14 protein-coding genes are annotated in these 15,989 nt (G+C 73.6%); 9 read left to right on the top strand and 5 right to left on the bottom strand.

Annotation, left to right across the window (positions count from 1 at the left end):
* Positions 1-20: 20 nt before the first annotated feature.
* Positions 21-1,904, bottom strand: coding sequence for an AAA family ATPase (locus tag AB0J21_RS23200; RefSeq protein ID WP_363147993.1), 1,884 nt, complete (start codon positions 1,902-1,904; stop codon positions 21-23).
* 486 nt (positions 1,905-2,390) lie between these two features.
* Positions 2,391-2,960 (bottom strand): hypothetical protein, encoded by a 570-nt coding sequence (locus AB0J21_RS23195; protein ID WP_363148182.1) that lies wholly within the window; start codon positions 2,958-2,960, stop codon positions 2,391-2,393.
* Positions 2,961-3,329: 369 nt separating this feature from the next.
* Between AB0J21_RS23195 and AB0J21_RS23190 the strand changes: the two genes are divergently transcribed.
* From AB0J21_RS23190 to AB0J21_RS23170, 5 genes are all read left to right on the top strand, one after another.
* A complete protein-coding gene (locus AB0J21_RS23190; RefSeq protein WP_363147992.1) occupies positions 3,330-4,685 on the top strand; it encodes a peptidase C39 family protein in 1,356 nt (451 codons plus the stop codon).
* A gap of 171 nt (positions 4,686-4,856) precedes the next feature.
* Positions 4,857-5,597 carry an aminoglycoside phosphotransferase family protein gene (locus tag AB0J21_RS23185; protein WP_363147991.1) on the top strand — a complete coding sequence of 247 codons (741 nt, stop codon included), beginning with the start codon at positions 4,857-4,859 and terminating at the stop codon, positions 5,595-5,597.
* Positions 5,598-6,065: 468 nt separating this feature from the next.
* Entirely contained in the window at positions 6,066-7,238 is a 1,173-nt protein-coding gene (locus tag AB0J21_RS23180) for an acyl-CoA dehydrogenase family protein (protein ID WP_363147990.1), read from the top strand.
* Between the two features lie 640 nt (positions 7,239-7,878).
* Positions 7,879-8,082: a hypothetical protein gene (locus tag AB0J21_RS23175; RefSeq protein WP_363147989.1), complete on the top strand. Its 204-nt coding sequence runs from the start codon at positions 7,879-7,881 to the stop codon at positions 8,080-8,082.
* Between the two features lie 17 nt (positions 8,083-8,099).
* Entirely contained in the window at positions 8,100-8,264 is a 165-nt protein-coding gene (locus tag AB0J21_RS23170) for a hypothetical protein (protein WP_363147988.1), read from the top strand.
* Positions 8,265-8,638: 374 nt separating this feature from the next.
* On the opposite strand, the gene AB0J21_RS23165 is transcribed toward AB0J21_RS23170, so the two are convergent.
* Complete coding sequence (locus AB0J21_RS23165) at positions 8,639-9,070, bottom strand: hypothetical protein (protein WP_363147987.1); 432 nt, start codon at positions 9,068-9,070, stop codon at positions 8,639-8,641.
* Positions 9,071-9,426: 356 nt separating this feature from the next.
* Here AB0J21_RS23165 and AB0J21_RS23160 point away from each other — a divergent pair, with 356 nt between their 5' ends.
* The 4 genes from AB0J21_RS23160 (at position 9,427) to fxsA (ending at position 13,738) form a co-directional block, all read left to right on the top strand.
* Entirely contained in the window at positions 9,427-9,867 is a 441-nt protein-coding gene (locus AB0J21_RS23160; protein ID WP_363147986.1) for an Lrp/AsnC family transcriptional regulator, read from the top strand.
* Positions 9,868-9,956: 89 nt separating this feature from the next.
* The gene (locus tag AB0J21_RS23155) at positions 9,957-11,600 is read left to right on the top strand and encodes an amidohydrolase (protein ID WP_363147985.1); all 1,644 of its coding nucleotides are present in this window, start codon (positions 9,957-9,959) and stop codon (positions 11,598-11,600) included.
* A gap of 619 nt (positions 11,601-12,219) precedes the next feature.
* Positions 12,220-13,083: a polyprenol monophosphomannose synthase gene (locus tag AB0J21_RS23150; RefSeq protein WP_363147984.1), complete on the top strand. Its 864-nt coding sequence runs from the start codon at positions 12,220-12,222 to the stop codon at positions 13,081-13,083.
* A gap of 73 nt (positions 13,084-13,156) precedes the next feature.
* Complete coding sequence (gene fxsA, locus AB0J21_RS23145; RefSeq protein WP_363147983.1) at positions 13,157-13,738, top strand: FxsA family membrane protein; 582 nt, start codon at positions 13,157-13,159, stop codon at positions 13,736-13,738.
* Positions 13,739-13,960: 222 nt separating this feature from the next.
* Here the strand turns inward: fxsA and AB0J21_RS23140 are convergent, their stop codons facing one another.
* Positions 13,961-14,335, bottom strand: coding sequence for an RNA polymerase-binding protein RbpA (locus AB0J21_RS23140; protein ID WP_363147982.1), 375 nt, complete (start codon positions 14,333-14,335; stop codon positions 13,961-13,963).
* Between the two features lie 268 nt (positions 14,336-14,603).
* A complete protein-coding gene (locus tag AB0J21_RS23135) occupies positions 14,604-15,971 on the bottom strand; it encodes an MFS transporter (RefSeq protein WP_363147981.1) in 1,368 nt (455 codons plus the stop codon).
* Positions 15,972-15,989 lie beyond the last annotated feature (18 nt).

The following is a 15,989-nucleotide window of genomic DNA, read 5'->3' as shown; positions in this document are numbered from 1 at the left end:
GGCCGGACGCCGTCCGCCCTTCACGACGCGGGCGGCAGCCCGCCCCGGCCCGAGAGCACCTCGCCGTACGCCTGCATGAGGTCGGCGAGCCGCAGCGTGGACAGATCCTCGCGGGTCGGCGCCGTCGGACACGTCATGAGCCGCAGGTCCCGGTAGGCGCAGCTCTTCTCGTAGAGCGTGCGCAGGAACCTGCCGTTGCCCAGCTCGTCGATCCAGTCCTCCTCGACCACGTGCTCCGCGATCGAGCGCAGCTCCTCCAGCGCCTCCTCGTCCCAGCAGTCGCCGTTGTCCGCCGCCAGCACCTCGCCGATGGCGGTCAGCTCCGCGGGACGGTACGAGGGGAAGTCGACGCGGCTCGTGAACCGCGAGCCGAGCCCCGGGTTCGCGGCGAGCAGACGGTCCATGCCCTCGGGATAGCCCGCGAGGATGACCACGAGGTGCCCCCGGTTGTCCTCGGCCCGTTTCAGCAGCACCTGCAGCGCCTCGTCGCCGTACGCGTCGCCCTTGCCGTAACCGGAGTTGGACAGGCTGTACGCCTCGTCCACGAACAGGACACCGCCCAGTGCCGAGTCGATCAGCTCGTTCGCCTTGACCGCCGTCTGCCCCAGGTACTCGCCGACCAGATCGGCGCGCTGGGCCTCCACGAGGTGGTCCCCGCCGAGCAGCCCAAGGGCGTAGAAGACCCGGCCCAGGATGCGCGCGACCGTCGTCTTCCCCGTCCCCGAGGGCCCCGAGAAGATGAAGTGGCGCTTCGGCGGCTGCACCGGCAGGCCCTGCTCGGTGCGCAGCCGCGCCATCTTCAACTGCGCCGACAGCGCCCGCACCTGACGCTTCACCGGCTCCAGGCCCACCATGCGCTCCAGCTCGGCGAGCGCCTCCTGGAGCAGCGCCGGGTCCGCCGGGCCCGAGGGTATCCGCTGCGGCCCCGGCTGCGCGGGCACCACCGCCTTCTCCCGTACGTCGCCGAGGTCCTGCCCGGGCACCGGCGGGCCGCTCTCCGGCCCGGGGCGCAGGCCCTCCCCGCCGCTCCCGTCCCCGCCGAACACCGGATCGGGCTCGGGTCCGGCGGCGGTGTCCTGGCCGACGCCGCCGCCCAGCGCGATCGCCGCGAGGTCGACCGCCTCACCCAGGTCCTGGTATCCGTCGCCCTCGGAGATCGCGGCCAGCCGGGCCGCGGTGTCCATGAAGCCCGCGTCCACCCGGTGCACCGCGCGGTACAGCGGAAGCGCCGCCGCGCTGCGCCCGTTGCCCTCGTGCGCGCGGGCCAGCCAGTAACGCAGCTCCTTGCGCTGGGGCTGCTCGCTGCGGCAGCGCATGAGAGCCGCCGACAGCAGCGGCTCCGCCTGTCCGTACATCTCCAGGCGCACCCGGGCCATCCCGCCGAACAGCCCCGCCTCGATGCCGAGCAGCGGGTCGTCGATCAGCGGATCGGTGTGCCGCACCAACTGGTCCCAGTCCTTGACCAGATAGGCGCGGCAGGCGTGCAGGAACCGCACCTGACGGTCCGTCTCCACGGGCGCGAGACCCGCCAGGGCCCCGTCCAGTTCCGGGACATGGCGCCCGTCCAGCCAGTGCGAGGCGTGCGCGAGCAGCAGATCGCGCGCGCTCTCCAGCACCGGCTGGACCCACCAGCCCAGCCAGTACCAGGAGTTGAGTGACCTGTGGTGCCGTGCGCGCTGCTCCCCGAACCGGTCGCGGTGGCGGAACATCCGCAACAGCGCGGTCGGAGTGTCGATGCGCAGCGCGTGCAGCCCGAGCCAGGCGTCCGCCATGCCCGGGTCCATCCGCACCGCCGACCTGAACTCCTCCTCGGCCTGGGGGTACGCGCCCATCGTGTAGGCGTCCACCCCCCGGAGCCAGGCGAGGTCGGCCGGGCCCGGTGCGCCGTGCGTGCCGAAGTCCATCACGTCCCCCACAAACGGTGCCCCCGTGGTGTGCCGCCGGGCCGCGCCGGCCGGCCTTCGTCCCTCGCCGTACTGTGCGTGGAACCGCCGTGCCACGCACGGATGTTGCCCCCCACACGCGGGCCGCCCGCCCAAGCGGGACCGCACCGCAAGGCATCGTACCTGCGAGGGAGGGCCGGACCGAAGAGTGCCGCAGAGCGGTTGTGGGGGCACGGGTGAAGCACTGGGGCGCACACGGGGGGCACGGCGCCCGGTGACCGAGGGTGAGTGCACGAGTGCGTCAAGCGAGACGAAAGCCGCACAGTGGACAGAACGAAGCCCCCGGTCACGGGGGAACAACCGGGGGCCTCGCGTCTGGAGTGCGGCCCGCCTGGCCGCACATGGTGAACGTAAGACCTGTACGGCCCCCCGGTCAAGACGAGTTGTGGAACTTCGAGGGGCGGCTTTCGGCTGTTCCGCGCCCTGCTGACGGGCCATCACGGTGCGTCACGGTGTAGTCGTCGAGGTGTCCGGCTCGTCCCTCTTGTGTACCTCGTACCCCTCGCCGCGCTCCCGCACCCACGCGTCCGCGAAAGGGCGGGAGGGATCATCGGCGAAGTGCCGCCGCTCGTCCTGGACCCAGCCGTCCCAGAAGCCCGCCAGCTCCGGACCGTCGCGTGCGCGCCCCCGGGCCCAGGACCGCTCCCTGGCCAGATCCATCCACCACAGGTACGCCAGCCGCGGCCGCAGGGCCCGCCGGCCCGCGCCCACGCCCTCGACGAGGACGTGGCGGGCCGCTGCGAGCGAGCGCGGCGCGCCGAAGCGGCGCTCCACCCAGTCGTACGGCGTGTACGAGGCCGCCGCCCCGTGCGCGAAGGGCTCCAGCACCTGCGTGTCCAGCCGCTTCGTCCAGTCGAAGGGGGCCTCGTGGGAGGCGAGGTCGTCCAGGTGCAGCACCGGTGCCCCGCCGAGCGCCCGCGCGAGCCGGCGCGCGAAGGTGGACTTGCCGGAACCGGCGTGCCCGTCCACACCGATCAGCCGGACCGGCCCGCAGGACGGCGCGAGGCCGCGCAGCATCCCGGCGAGATCCTCGGGGGACGGGGCGGAGACGGCGGCGGAGAGCGGGGGTTTCACCGGCCCAGCGTACGGTTCACCGGCGTGCCGCCCGCACGGGGCCGGGGGGACGACGCCCCCCGGTACGGGCCTGTGAGGCGGGGCGCGCCCCACTCCATCGGCCCCGTCACCGCCCCGCCCACGGCGCGGCCCCTCCCCGTTCCCAGAGGTACAGGCCAATATTGGTGACCGGGGCGAGCCCGGAAAGGCTGGCAGCGGGCCCGCACGAGGGCGATAGTGGGCGCTGACGTGCACCTGCCGCACCCCTCGTACCGCTGTTCCGGTGCCCGTCCCGCCGCGCTCCGGACTCACCCAGACTGGGGGACCCCGCCCATGACCGCCTCCACCTCCCGCCGCACCGTCCTCACCGCCGCCGTGGCCGTCGCCGCCGCCGGCATCGCCTCGCCCGCCCTGGCCGCCGCCCCCTCCCACGGCGCCCAGGCCCCCACCCGGCCGGTGGACAACCGCGCCTGGACGAGTGCGGCCGACTGGCGCTCCGGCGCGGCCGACGGCGTCCGCGTCCTCGCGGGGCGCCGCCCCGGCATCGCGATCGGCCAGGCGAGCGGCCGCACCGACTACGACGACCCGCACCTGAAGACCACCACGCGCTACGAGTACGCCCGCTGGACAGGGCCCCGCCACCGGCTGAGCGTCCCGGCCACCGAGGTCATCGCCTCCTGGAACGCCGACACCCCCACCGGCACCTGGGTCCAGGTCGAACTGTCGGGCACCTACTCGGACGGCACCGACACCCCGTGGTACGTCATGGGCCGCTGGACCTCGGGGGACGACGCGCAGCACGACATCCGGCGCACCTCCGTCGACGACCAGAGCGACGGCCGCAGCAGCGTCTGGACCGACACCTTCTCGATCGACGACGCCGCCTCCGGCCTGCGGCTCGTCTCCTACCGGCTGCGGCTGAGCCTGTACCGCAGGCCCGGCAGCCGCGCCACGCCCACAGTGTGGCGGGTGGGCGCGATGGGCTCCGACATCCCCGACCGCTACACGGTGCCCGCCTCCACGCCCGGGCTCGTGCACGAACTGGCCGTCCCGCGCTACTCGCAGGAGATCCACGCCGGCCAGTACCCCGAGTACGACAACGGCGGAGAGGCGTGGTGCAGCCCCACCTCCTCGCAGATGATCATCGAGTACTGGGGCCGCAAGCCCACCGCCGGGCAACTCGCCTGGGTCGCCCCGGGCACCGTCGACCCCCAGGTGTGCCACGCGGCCCGCCACACCTTCGACTACCAGTACGACGGCTGCGGCAACTGGCCCTTCAACGCGGCCTACGCGGCGACGTACCCGGACCTCCAGGGCGTCGTGACCCGGCTGGGCTCGCTCACCGACCTGGAGACGCTGGTGCGTGCCGGCATCCCGGTCATCACCTCCCAGTCCTTCCTCAAGGAGGAACTGACCGGCGCCGGTTACGGCACCTCGGGCCACCTCATGACCGTCATCGGCTTCACCGCCGAGGGCGACGTCGTCGCCAACGACCCGGCCTCCCCGAGCGATGAGGCGGTCCGCCGCGTCTACCGGCGCTCCGAATGGGAGACGATCTGGCTCAGGACCAAGCGCAAGGGAGCCGACGGCAAGATCCTCTCCGGCACCGGCGGCGTCTGCTACCTGTACTTCCCGGCGCACGTATCCCCCGCTCAGCGACGCGCACTTGCCGCGGTGGGCATCCGCTGAGCACAGCACGGGCCCCTCCGGAACGCTCCCGGGAGGGGCCCGTGCTGCGGCCGGACGTGGTCCGGGGAGCGTCCGGGAAGATCCCTTGGGTATGCGCGCACCGGCTTGCAGATCCTGCCGACGCTCCGGTGAACGCGACCCGGAACGGTCCGGGGGAGGGAGGCTGGTGCCATGAACGAGATGGAGGGCGAGGTCCCCCTGTCCGGGGGCCGGATCACCCCGGGGGTGGTACGCGTGGGGGACACCGTGCGCCGACCGGTCGCGGCCGGCGCACCCTTCGTCGCCGAATTGCTGCAGCACCTGCAGAAACGCGGGTTCACCGGCGCGCCGAGGTACCTCGGACTCGACAGCGCGGGCCGCGACACGTTCACCTACGTACCCGGCTGGGTGCCCGCCAGATTCCAGCAGTGGAACGACGATCAGGTCGCGGACGCCGGTGCTCTTCTGCGCTCGTTCCATGAGGCCACGCGTAGCAGTCGCCTCACCGGGGCCTCTCCGGTCGTCTGCCATCACGATCCCGGGCCGAACAACGTCGTCTTCCAGCAGGGACGCCCCGCGGCCTTCATCGACTTCGACACCGCCGCCCCCGGCGATCCCCTGGAAGATCTTGGATACATGGCCTGGACCTGGTGCGTCTCCTCCGGTGCGCAAGCGCCACCTCCTCGCGCGCAGGCAGACCACGTACGCATCCTCGCCCGTGCCTACGGGTTGGAGAACTCCGAGCGCGGCAACCTTGTCGAGGCCGTCCTGGACAGACAGAACCGCAACGCGCTCTGGTGGCAACAGCAGCTCAGCAGTCCAGAGCCGCGCGTGGCCGGCCGTGAGCAGATCCTCGCCAGGATCGACTGGTCCCGGCGTGAACACGACCACACGGCCAAACACCGCGCTGTCTTCACGAAGGCGCTGCGCTGACCAGGACCGGTGCCGGTCACTGCGCATGCGGAGAGGGGCAGCACCGCGGAACGCGCGCCCGCACCACAACCGCCGGATGGACTCGCCCGTACTTCCCGGCGCACCCGAGCCCCGCGCGGCACCGTGCGCTCGCGGCGGTCGGCGTGCGCCGAGTCCCGCTCCGGCTCGCGCGGCCCGCTGTCCCGCACCGAGGGGACCAGGGCCCCGCCCCCTCCCCGTCAAGGCCAGGCGGGCAAGTGTGAGCTGGTGATCACCCCGTTCGCACACCCGTGACGCGGACCACTCGATCGGGCATACTCGTGCCGCCACAGCCGCTGGTCAGCCGCACCTCCGATACGCCGATCCGGCGTGGGGACGTGTCGCCCGCGATCCGGGAAGGCAGCATCGGCTGGGCATCGAGACCGGCGGCGTCGCCCCACCCTGAGCGCGCGCCCGCCGCAGCGCCCGACAAGGGAGGAGAGCGTCGCCATGACCGACCACGCCCCGCAGCCGGTGGAACGTCAACTGCCCTCGGAGGAAGCCGGGGAACTGTTGTCCCTGGTCCGGGACATCGCCCGGCGGGAGATCGCCCCGCGCGCCGCCGAGCAGGAGGAGAACGGGACCTTCCCCCGGGAACTGTTCGCCCTGCTCTCCGAGTCGGGACTGCTCGGACTGCCCTACGCCGCCGAGTACGGCGGTGGGGACCAGCCGTACGAGGTGTACCTCCAGGTCCTCGAAGAACTCGCCGCCGCCCGCCTCACGGTCGGCCTCGGCGTCAGCGTCCACTCCCTGGCCTGCCACGCCCTGGCCGCCTACGGCACCGGGGAACAGCGGGCCGCCCATCTGCCGGCCATGCTCGGCGGCGGACTCCTGGGTGCGTACTGCCTGTCCGAACCGGCCTCGGGCTCGGACGCCGCCTCCCTGCACACCAAGGCCGAACGGGAGGGCGGTCACTGGCGGTTGACCGGAACCAAGGCATGGATCACGCACGGGGGCATCGCCGACTTCTACACCGTCCTCGCCCGAAGCGGCGGCCCCGGAGCCAAGGGCGTCACCGCCTATCTCGTCCCCGGGGAGGCGGACGGGCTCAGCGCCGCCGCCCCGGAGCGCAAGATGGGCCTCAAGGGCTCGCCCACCGCACAGGTGCACTTCGACGGCGTCCGGATCGGCGAGGAACGCCGGATCGGGGAGGAGGGGCAGGGCTTCGCCATCGCTCTGGCCGCCCTCGACTCCGGCCGGCTGGGCATCGCGGCCTGCGCCGTCGGCCTCGCCCAGGCCGCCCTCGACGCCTCCCTCGCGTACGTCGCCGAACGCCGCCAGTTCGGACGGCCCATCGGCGACTTCCAGGGGCTGCGCTTCCTGCTCGCCGACATGGCCACCGCCGTCGAGGCCGGCCGTGCGCTCTACCTGTCCGCGGCCCGCCGCAAGGACGCGGGACTGCCCTTCTCCCGGCAGGCGGCCATGGCGAAACTGCTGTGCACCGACAACGCGATGAAGGTCACCACCGACGCCGTGCAGGTCTTCGGGGGCTACGGCTACACCGCCGACTTCCCCGTCGAGCGCTACCTCCGCGAGGCGAAGGTCCTCCAGATCGTGGAGGGCACCAACCAGATCCAGCGCATGGTCATCGGCCGCCAGCTGCTGGGCCCCGAGAGCCGCTGAAGGACCGGCCGGGCGGCGTCGTGAGCCCCTCCCAGTCGGGATCGTGACGCCCCGGCAGGCTCCGCCCCAGCTCCGCCCAGTGCGCGAGCATCGCACGGTAGATGGGGGGATCGCCGCCCGGCCGCTCACCGCGCGCCCAGGGCGGCGCGGGTGCCTGCCGCGAGAAGTACGGCCCGGAGGGCACGGCCGAGTCGGCCGACTGCTGCGGAACCGATTCTGCGGGGGTCTGGGCAGGCGGCGGGGCGGGCGCGGGGGTACGGAGGCGACGCCGGCCTCCGGCGGGTGCCTGGGCGGAACTCATGCCCGTCCCAACGCGCGGCCCCGCACCCGGTCACCGCGGCGGCTTTTCGCGCATCAGTTCAGTGGCCGCGCGGGGGAACCGGGTGGCCGCCGCCCGCACCTGGGCCGGTCACCGGCCCGGCGGTTGGCCGGCGCACACCAGGAAGCCATGGAGCGCCTGATCGACCTGCGCCCCGGTCTCCTCCGGCTCCGGGGCGGGGAGCGGGGGCACCGGGCCGCGCCCGCACCCTGGCTCGTCATGGACGCGGGCGGTGCGCTACGACCCCCACCGGGAGACGGGGCGTTCGACCCGGGCCTTCGAGAAGCACCTCTACGCGCTCACCGGCCTCGCGACGCACGCGTGAAGATCCTCGACGCCCTGGAGGCCGGCCGGGCGCACGGGGGCGGCAGGTCGATGGGCGGCGGGCCGGCGCGGCTTCTCGTGCCCGACCACCCGGAACGGCTGAGGCCGGTCACCTTCATCGGCGCCCAGCCCTTGGGCATCGGCGCCCAGCCCTTGGGCGGCGGCACTCCGCCGGCCTGCCCGGGATCGCCCCGGCTGTGACGGCCCTGGAGGAGACCATGTTCGAGCCCAAGGGCAGCGAGGCCGAACCGGCCTGGCGCGTCGCCCGGTATCGAGCTCTCAACGGCCACGCACCCCTTGTCGCCGTGGCGGGGTTCCGGCGTCGCGAGGAGCGGCTGATCACCCGCGCCGGCCGCCCGACCGCCCCGCAGCGCACGCCCTGACCGGACGGACTCAACCAGGCGGCGCAGGCCGCCGACGGCGCCACGCCATGCCCTGGTGATCGGCTCACCGGCCGGCCCCGTCGCCGGACCCGCACGCCCGGCACCTGGCCGCCCTCCCGGGCGACTGCCGCCTCGGGACCCTGCCCGGCCTGGTGCACGCCCTCCCGGACGCGGCCACCCCGGAACTCGCCGAGGTGGTCCCGCGCCACGCGAGGACGACCGAGACCGGCGTCAGGTGAGGGCGGATCAGGCCATCGCGTCCTGCGGGCGACCGGTTCGGCGGTGATGCTCGGGCTCGGGGCGTGCGGGTCCCCTGAAGCCGGGAGAGGCGCCGGAGCGCACGGGCGCCGGCCCGGTGACGGGTGACGCGCCGGTCAGGCCGCGCGGCGGTAGGCGGCCGGGCGCGTGACCTTCAGGGGGCGCGAACCGGGGCCGCCCACGTGCGAGAAGGGCTGCGTGCGCCAGTCGAGCCCCTGAGGGAGCGTCAGCAGCATTGCCGTCTCCTGCTCCTGGAGCGCGCCGTCCTCGGCGGGCCTGGCGGACGTCGCCGAGCTGCCCGTACCCGTGCACACGGTGAGGCCGAACGGATTGAACGGCGAGGCGCACAGCGCGTGCTCGGGCAGGACGTCCTCGTCCGCGAGCAGGGCGATGGGCTGGTCGCAGTGCGGGCAGACCACCCGGTACATCTCGAAGGTGTCGTACGCGTCGAACTCGTCCTCGGCCGGATCGACGCCCTCCGGGGCGACGGGCTCGGCGAGTTGGCGACGCGCGTGCTGGGCACGACCGGATCGCTTGGGATTCTGCATATGGGTTTCTCCCCCTCGGGTGGGCCGACAAGGCGCTGCGGCCTCGACCACAGCAAGCACTTCCCCCGCGGTACGCGCGGTAATCGCCACACATGTGCGGACCCGACCCGACAGGTGTGGCGTTCATCACACCCGTCGGTTAAAAGGGTGAAAAGCTGGCGCGGCGAGGAGGTGCGACCGGCTCAGCCGCTGGTGACGGGTACTCACCACGCGTAGATTCGCGCCCTCCTGCGCCGGGGCGCACGCCCCCGTTCGGCGCTTCCCTCCCTCGCGTACCGGGCGGCCCGGTGGCCGCAGGGCGAGACAAGAGCCGCAGCCGCTGTCCCACACCGCCTTTGGCCTGTAGGTTCTCGGCCATGGAGGAGCTGGACCGGCAGATCGTGCAGCTGCTCGTCAAGGACGGGCGGATGAGCTACACCGACCTGGGCAAGGCCACGGGCCTGTCCACATCGGCGGTGCACCAGCGGGTGCGCCGACTCGAACAGCGGGGCGTCATCCGCGGCTACGCCGCCGTCGTCGACCCCGAGGCGGTGGGGCTCGCGCTGACCGCGTTCATCTCCGTGAAACCCTTCGACCCGAGCGCCCCCGACGACATCGCCGAACGCCTCGCCCCGGTCCCGGAGATCGAGGCGTGCCACAGCGTCGCGGGGGAGGAGAACTACATACTGAAGGTCCGCGTCAACAGCCCGCTCGACCTGGAGAACCTGCTCGCCCGGGTCCGCTCGCTGGCCGGGGTCTCCACCCGCACCACCGTGGTCCTCTCGACGCCCTACGAGGCGCGCCCGCCGCAGATCTGAGGCGCGCCCGCCGCAGATCTGCGGCGGCGGGATCGTCCCGCGGGCGGGCGCGCGTCCGCCCCCGCGCCCCACCCGTCAGACTGGTGCGCATGACCCACCGCACGACATCCCCTCCGCCCCCGCCCACGGTCCTCCTGCGCGGCGGCGAGGTGCACAGCCCGGCCGATCCCTTCGCCACCGCCATGGTGGTGGAGCACGGTCACATCGCCTGGGTCGGCTCGGAGGGCGCCGCGGACGCCTTCGCCGACGGGGCCGACGAGGTGATCGACCTCGAAGGGGCCCTGGTCACCCCGGCCTTCACCGACGCCCACGTGCACACCACCGGGACCGGACTCGCGCTGACCGGTCTCGACCTGTCCGACGCGGGCAGCCTGGACGAGGCCCTGGAGCGCGTCGCCGCCCACGCGCGCAGCCGCCCCGGCGACCGCGTGCTGCTCGGCCACGGCTGGGACGCGGCGCGCTGGCCGGACGGACGGCCGCCCACCCGGGCCGAACTCGACCGCGCCGCGGGCGGGCGGCCGCTCTACCTGTCCCGCATCGACGTGCACTCCGCACAGGTCACCTCCGCGCTGCTCGACCTCGTCCCCGGCGTCACCTCCCGCACCGGCTTCGCCGCCGAGGCCCCGCTCACCGGCGACGCCCACCACGCCGTCCGCTCCGCCGCGTACGGGGCCGTCACCCCGGGCCAGCGTGCGGAGGCGCAGCGCGCGGCCCTGCGGCACGCCGCCTCGCGCGGTATCGGCTCGGTGCACGAGTGCGGCGGCCCCGAGATCTCCGACGAGGAGGACTTCACCGGACTGCTGCGGCTGGCGGCCGCCGAGCCGGGACCGCGGGTGACCGGCTACTGGGCCGAGGAGGTGGCGAGCGCCGCCGACGCGGCCCGGGTGCGGGCCCTGGGAGCCCACGGTGCGGCCGGCGACCTGTTCGCCGACGGAGCGCTCGGCTCCCACACGGCCTGCCTGCACGCGCCCTACGCCGACGCCGGCAGCGGGCACCGGGGCACCCCCTGTCTCGACGCCGCCGCCGTCGCCACCCACGTCACCGCGTGCACCGAGGCCGGGCTCCAGGCGGGCTTCCACGCCATCGGGGACGCGGCGCTCAGCGCCGTGGTCGACGGCGTCCGGGCGGCGGCGGAGAAACTCGGCATCGCGCGCGTACGAGCGGCGCGGCACCGCGTCGAGCACGCCGAGATGCTCACCCCGCAGACGGTCGCGGACTTCGCCGACCTCGGGCTCACCGCCTCCGTGCAGCCCGCCTTCGACGCGCTGTGGGGCGGCGAGGACGGGATGTACGCCCGTCGCCTCGGGGTGGAGCGGGCCAGGACCCTCAACCCCTTCGCCGCCCTCCTGCGGGCCGGGGTGCCGCTCGCCTTCGGCTCCGACAGCCCGGTCACCCCGCTCGACCCGTGGGCCACCGTGCGGGCCGCCGCCTTCCACCGCACGCCCGAGCACCGCGTCTCGGTACGCGCGGCGTTCACCGCCCACACCCGGGGCGGCTGGCGGGCCATGGGCCGTGACGACGCCGGCACCCTGGTGCCCGGTGCCCCGGCGGACTACGCCGTGTGGCGCACCGGCGAGCTGATCGTCCAGGCCCCCGACGACCGGGTCGCGCGCTGGTCCACCGACCCGCGTTCCGGTACCCCCGGCCTGCCCGATCTCACCCCCGGAAGGGCGCTCCCCGAGTGCCTGCGCACGGTCGTGGCAGGCCGCACCGTGTTCAGTACGGCCGGTTGAGTGATGTGGCCTGCGGCGCCTACGCCGGACGGCTGGCGAGGGCCGCCCCGCCACCGCCGCGCCCCCCGGGCCATGACCTGCTGCTTTTCCGTGCCCTTCAGGAGACGGCCGGTGAGCAGGGGTGTTGACAGGGTGCGGCGGTCGGCGGGTAGGTTCGGCCGGGTCCACCACTGGACAACCGATCGGCGACGTCCCGTGCGTCCGCTGAGCGCGACTGGGCCACGGGAGGAGCGCGCCGGAGCTTCTCCCCAGGCAGCCAGGTCCAGCGCCCGCGCCACCGGACACGGGAACGTGCCGGCCGAACAGGGGTCCCTCCCCGCCCGCCACGGGCGTGGGGGACGGTGTGACCCGGGTGGGGTCCGGCCGCTCAGTAGACAACGGTTCTCGGTCGATCCGCAGCCAGCGGGTCCCGGGCCGGCCCGAAGGGCGCCGGGCCCTCATCCGCAGCACCCGCTGCCGCCCGGGACTCTCCCCGCTTCTCGTGGGCGCCGGGCGGATGGTGCCCGCCGCTCGTGTGGTTGTCCCGTCTTCTCGGCCGGCCCGCCGTGTCGCGCCGCCGCCGTCCGCCCGGTCGTGGGCAACTAAGGTGGTCACCCGCGTACAGGAGTGAGGGGCAGCAGTGAACACAGGCGGTGGTCCGGCCGCATCGGGGGCCCGGGGCAGGCAGCGCGAGCCGCTGGGCACGGCCCTGGTGATCATCCCGACGTACAACGAGGCGGAGAACGTCCGCGCCATCGTGGAGCGCACACGTACCGCCGTGCCCGAGGCCCACGTGCTGATCGCGGACGACAACAGCCCCGACGGCACCGGCGGCATCGCCGACGAACTCGCCGGGGCCGACCCCGCGGTCAAGGTCCTGCACCGGGCCGGCAAGGAGGGCCTCGGCGCCGCCTACCTGGCCGGTTTCGCCTGGGGCATCGAGCACGGCTACGGGGTGCTGGCCGAGATGGACGCCGACGGCTCGCACCAGCCCGAGGAACTGCCCCGGCTGCTGACCGCCCTCAAGAACGCCGACCTCGTCCTCGGCTCCCGCTGGATGCCCGGCGGCCGGGTCGTCAACTGGCCCAAGTCGCGCGAACTGCTCTCCCGGGGCGGCTCCACGTACTCCCGGCTGCTGCTCGACGTGCCGATCCGGGACGTCACGGGGGGCTTCCGCGCCTTCCGTGCCGAGACTCTGCGCGGCCTCGGCCTCGACGAGGTCTCCTCCCAGGGCTACTGCTTCCAGGTCGACCTGGCCCGGCGCGCGCTGGGGGCCGGCTACACGGTCGTCGAGGTGCCCATCACCTTCGTGGAGCGCGAGCGCGGCGACAGCAAGATGAGCAAGGACATCGTGGTCGAGGCGCTGTGGCGGGTCACCGCCTGGGGGGTGGGGGCGCGCGTGGGCCGTGTCCTCGGCCGCAGGCCGGCCGGCGAGCGGGCCGGCGCCCGCCAGGAGCCGGAAGCCGCCGCGGCGGCCGAGCCCGCGGACCCGGTCCGGCCCTGACCGCCGCGGCCAGGACACGTCCTTGATCGTCCCCCGGATTTCGGAGGCCGGGGCGGGCAGGCACACTGGGAGCATGACGACGAGCAGCCCGCCGCCCCGGCCCGAGCGACCCCGGCGATCCCGGGCCCGTACCTTCGTGCCGCTCGGCATCGCCGCGTGGATCGTGCTGGAGATCTGGCTGCTGACCCTGATCGGCGGGGCGGCCGGCGGATTCACGGTGTTCCTGCTGCTGGTGGCCGGGGTGGTGCTCGGAGCCGTGGTCGTCAAGCGCGCCGGGCGGCGGGCCTTCCGCTCGCTGAGCGAGACCCTGCAACAGCGCCAGGACCCGGCCGCCGAGCAGCGCGGACGCGGGGACGGCAACGGGCTGCTCATGCTCGGTGGCCTGCTCATCATGATCCCCGGTGTGCTCTCCGACGCCCTCGGCCTGCTCCTCCTGATCCCGCCGGTCCGCTCGGTGCTCAGCCGCAGGATCGAGCGCGGCTTCCAGTGGAGGCTGGACCGGGCCGGTGGCGGCACCTTCGGCACGGCCTACCAGCAGGCGCGTATGCACCGCCCGGACGGCAAGGTCGTCCAGGGCGAGGTGATCCACCAGGACGGCACCGAGCCGCCCGGTCCTGACGAGGGCGAGGGGCCCAGGCCGCCGCTGACGAAGTGAGCCGGCCTCCCCGGTGATACGGACCGGTGAGTGCCCGGCCGGGGCGGGACGGTGACCAACAGAGTGTGCAGGAGGCCCGGGCAGCGGCTGCCCGGGCCTCCTGCACGTCAACCGGGCCCCGACATGCCGAAAGGGCTGCGGGCCGGGACACGTACGCTCACGTGTCCCGGCCCGCAGCCCTTCAAGGCCGGTGAACCGCCCCAGCGGGGCGGCTGCCGCCCGTCAGGCGGACTTGCGGCTGTCGCGCGGGTGCACGGCGATGTTCATCGCCCCGGAGCGCAGGACGGCCAGGCGCTCGGCCAGGACCTCCTCCAGCTCCTCCCGCGTACGCCGCTCCATCAGCATGTCCCAATGGGTACGCGCGGGCTTGGTCTTCTTCTCCTCCGGCCCGTCGCCGTCGACCAGGAGTGCCTGTGCCCCGCACACCTTGCACTCCCACTCCGACGGGATTTCCGCCTCCACCGAGAACGGCATCTCGAAGCGATGTCCGTTCTGGCATGCGTACTCCACGGCCTGGCGCGGAGCCAGGTCGATGCCGCGGTCCGTCTCGTAGCTGGTCACCACAAGACGCGTGCCGCGAAGAGCTCGCTCACTCATGAATCGTGCCTCCCGGGCTTGGTCGCCCACAGGACAGGTATGTCGCTGTCGTCGTCATCCGGTCAACGTCCGGTCGGCGGTAAAGATTCCCGTTCAGGGTCAAGCGTCGCCGTCGTAGCCGCCCCATTGTTTACCCACCGGCGTCCGGTTTGTCACGTCTGACAGGGGATCGTGCTGAACATCAGGTGCCGTTTCCCTGTCTTTGACGCGCAGTAACGGTACGCCTCGCAGGCCAAACGCGTACACTACCGTCCTTCCCGGCCCGGCGCTAAATCCTCTCGGGTACCGGGTTGCCCGCCTCGCGCACCGCACGCCGTACGGGTACCCGCAGGAGCAGGGCGAAACCGACCACGAAGAACAGCACGAGCGAGATGATCGCGTCCCGGTAACTTCCGGTGAGCTGGTAGGTCACCCCGAACAGCAGCGGGCCCAGCCAGCTCATCCCCCGGTCGCTCATCTCGTACGCGGAGAAGTACTCCGCCTCCTTCCCCGCGGGCACCAGATGCGAGAACAGGGAACGGGACAGCGCCTGGCTGCCGCCCATGATCAGGCCGATCCCGGCGGCCAGCACGAAGAACCACACGGGCGCCCCCGAGGGCAGGAAGTAGCCGCAGGCAACGATCAGGGTCCAGGCGCCGAGCGAGCCGAGGATGGTGCGCTTGGTGCCGTACCGCGCGGCGAGCCGGCCCATGCCCAGCGCCCCCGCCACCGCGAGCACCTGCACCAGCAGGATCGCCACGATCAGCGTGGACTGGCTCAGCCCCAGCTCCTGCGAGCCGAACACCGACGCCTGCGAGATCACCGTCTGGACGCCGTCGTTGTAGACCAGGTAGGCGAGCAGGAACCACAGGGTCAGCGGGCGGCGGCGCATGTCGCCCAGGGTCGAGGCGAGCTGCCGCCAGCCGCTGCCCACCCGGCCGCCCTCCGCCCCGGCCACCGGCCGCTCCCGCAGGCGCCGCAGCGGCACGAGCGTGAACACGCCCCACCACAGTCCGGCCGAGGACAGGCAGATGCGCACCGCCGTCGACTCGCTCACCCCGAAGCTGTCGTGACCGAGGTAGAGCACCAGGTTGAGGACCAGGACCAGGGCGCCTGCCGCGTAGCCGAAGGCCCAGCCCCGCGCGGACACCGCGTCGCGCTCCTCGGGCGGGGCTATCTGGGGCAGGAAGGCGTTGTAGACGACCGTCGAGACCGCGATCGAGGCGTTCGCGACGACCAGCAGGACACCGCCCAGCAGATAGCGGTCGCCGTCCAGGAAGAACATCCCCGCCGTGGCCGCGGCTCCCAGGTAGGCGGCGAGACCGAGCAGCGGCTTCTTGCGTCCCGTCCGGTCGGCCAGGGCGCCCGCCAGCGGCATCACCAGGACCGAGACGATCACCGAGAGCGAGACCGAGTAGGCGAAGAAGGAACCGGCCCGCACCGGGATGCCGAGCGGGTGGACGTAGCCGTCGGCGTCGGCCGCCGACTTCGCGACCTCCGTGAGGTAGGGCCCCAGGAACACCGCCAGCACGCTCGTCGAGTACACCGAGCAGGCCCAGTCGTAGAAGTACCAGCCGCGCTGCTCCCGGCGCCGCCGCTCCAGGGCGGAGCCCCCGTCCGCGCCCCTCGCCCCCGTACCGATGGTGTCCGCGCCCATCCCCGCCCCTCGTCCGTC

It is taken from the genome of Streptomyces sp. NPDC049954 (assembly GCF_040656295.1).
GTDB lineage: Bacteria > Actinomycetota > Actinomycetes > Streptomycetales > Streptomycetaceae > Streptomyces.
Note: the sequence above shows the minus strand (reverse complement) of the source record. Positions and strands in the feature narration are given on the sequence as shown.

Bases quoted from the DNA above. Each gene is read 5' to 3' on its own strand.
- AB0J21_RS23200 (WP_363147993.1), bottom strand. From the start codon at position 1,904: ATGGACTTCGGCACGCACGGCGCACCGGGCCCGGCCGACCTCGCCTGG.
- AB0J21_RS23195 (WP_363148182.1), bottom strand. From the start codon at position 2,960: ATGCTGCGCGGCCTCGCGCCGTCCTGCGGGCCGGTCCGGCTGATCGGT.
- AB0J21_RS23190 (WP_363147992.1), top strand. From the start codon at position 3,330: ATGACCGCCTCCACCTCCCGCCGCACCGTCCTCACCGCCGCCGTGGCC.
- AB0J21_RS23185 (WP_363147991.1), top strand. From the start codon at position 4,857: ATGAACGAGATGGAGGGCGAGGTCCCCCTGTCCGGGGGCCGGATCACC.
- AB0J21_RS23180 (WP_363147990.1), top strand. From the start codon at position 6,066: ATGACCGACCACGCCCCGCAGCCGGTGGAACGTCAACTGCCCTCGGAG.
- AB0J21_RS23170 (WP_363147988.1), top strand. From the start codon at position 8,100: ATGTTCGAGCCCAAGGGCAGCGAGGCCGAACCGGCCTGGCGCGTCGCC.
- AB0J21_RS23165 (WP_363147987.1), bottom strand. From the start codon at position 9,070: ATGCAGAATCCCAAGCGATCCGGTCGTGCCCAGCACGCGCGTCGCCAA.
- AB0J21_RS23160 (WP_363147986.1), top strand. From the start codon at position 9,427: ATGGAGGAGCTGGACCGGCAGATCGTGCAGCTGCTCGTCAAGGACGGG.
- AB0J21_RS23155 (WP_363147985.1), top strand. From the start codon at position 9,957: ATGACCCACCGCACGACATCCCCTCCGCCCCCGCCCACGGTCCTCCTG.
- fxsA (WP_363147983.1), top strand. From the start codon at position 13,157: ATGACGACGAGCAGCCCGCCGCCCCGGCCCGAGCGACCCCGGCGATCC.
- AB0J21_RS23140 (WP_363147982.1), bottom strand. From the start codon at position 14,335: ATGAGTGAGCGAGCTCTTCGCGGCACGCGTCTTGTGGTGACCAGCTAC.
- AB0J21_RS23135 (WP_363147981.1), bottom strand. From the start codon at position 15,971: ATGGGCGCGGACACCATCGGTACGGGGGCGAGGGGCGCGGACGGGGGC.